This window comes from Paenibacillus forsythiae T98, assembly GCF_000520735.1.
GTDB classification, from domain to species: domain Bacteria; phylum Bacillota; class Bacilli; order Paenibacillales; family Paenibacillaceae; genus Paenibacillus_AQ; species Paenibacillus_AQ forsythiae.
Genome location: NZ_ASSC01000438.1, coordinates 1 through 1,088 on the forward strand (window position 1 = coordinate 1; position 1,088 = coordinate 1,088).

Annotated in this window: 1 protein-coding gene and 1 pseudogene; both read right to left on the reverse strand. The window is 59.9% G+C overall.

Features of this window, described 5'->3' with window-relative positions; translation table 11 throughout:
* Window positions 1-514 (reverse strand): ABC transporter permease (locus L692_RS0113980; protein ID WP_025700775.1); only part of this gene is annotated, 514 nt, incomplete at its 3' end.
* A gap of 1 nt (window position 515) precedes the next feature.
* Window positions 516-1,037: pseudogene (locus L692_RS0113985) on the reverse strand (ABC transporter ATP-binding protein); the annotation flags it as partial.
* Window positions 1,038-1,088: the final 51 nt, after the last annotated feature.

Sequence of the window (1,088 nt, forward strand, 5' to 3'; positions counted from 1 at the left end):
AGCGCAGCAGGCGGTATCCGGCGGAAGCGGCCGGGGAGACCAGCTTCAGCTCTCTCCAGCAGCCGTAAGCGGAGAGAAGCTTTACGCCTAGCAGCAGCGCGGCGGTGACAAACAGAGATTTCGGCGAGTCCGCCGTGCGTATGTACAAAGGCCACGCAATAAGCAGCGCCAGAATAAGCCGCAGGCCTTTCCAAACCGTTCCCCTGATCCATGCCGGTGCAAAGTACTCGTGCATCCGGTGCTCCTGCGGCAGCAGGAAGACGGCATCCGCCGGCTCAAGATAGGTGCGGAAGCCGCTGTGAACCGCAGCCGGCAGCAGCAGCACCAGCATGATCCAGTGAATAGGCACGCCGGAGGGCACATCCTTCAGCACCGAAGTGTACCAGGCCGAGAACGCGATCAGGATGAACAGAAGCACAACCGCTACACCGCTCTGGATAATATATCCCGCATAGGGAAGGAGCTTGGCGGCGGCCCGGCTGCGCCGCTCCCCTTGCAGCTCTCTGAGATTCATGCTACTTCCCTCCCTGAACCAGCTCGTAGAACAGCTGCTCCAGCGGCAGGCCCGGCTTGCCGGCGGCAGCCCCGATCTCCGCCAAAGTACCTTCGGTGATGACCCTGCCCTGATGCAGCACGATAAAGCGGTCGCAGTAGTTCTCTATTGTGGAGAGAATATGAGAGCTGAGCAGAATGGAGGAGCCCGATTGCTTGATCTCCAGCATGAAGTCCAGCAGGGACCGGATGCCGAGCGGGTCAAGGCCGAGAAAAGGCTCGTCAATCACATACAGCGCCGGGCTCGCGACAAAGGCGCACATAATCATGACCTTCTGCTTCATCCCCTTGGAGAGATGGCCGGAGAGGCTGTCCATTTTATCCTCCATGCGGAACAGCTCCGACAGGCGGCGGCTGCGGGCTTCGTAATCGGCGCGGCTGACGCCGTAGGCCCTGGCCGTAAATTCCACATGCTCGCGCACCGTCATTTCTTCGTACAGGAGCGGCGACTCCGGCACAAAGGAAAGCGCGCTGTGATATCCTTCCGAATCTTTATCGCCCGTAGTCGTTGCGTTCATGACCTGGGAAGGCTACAA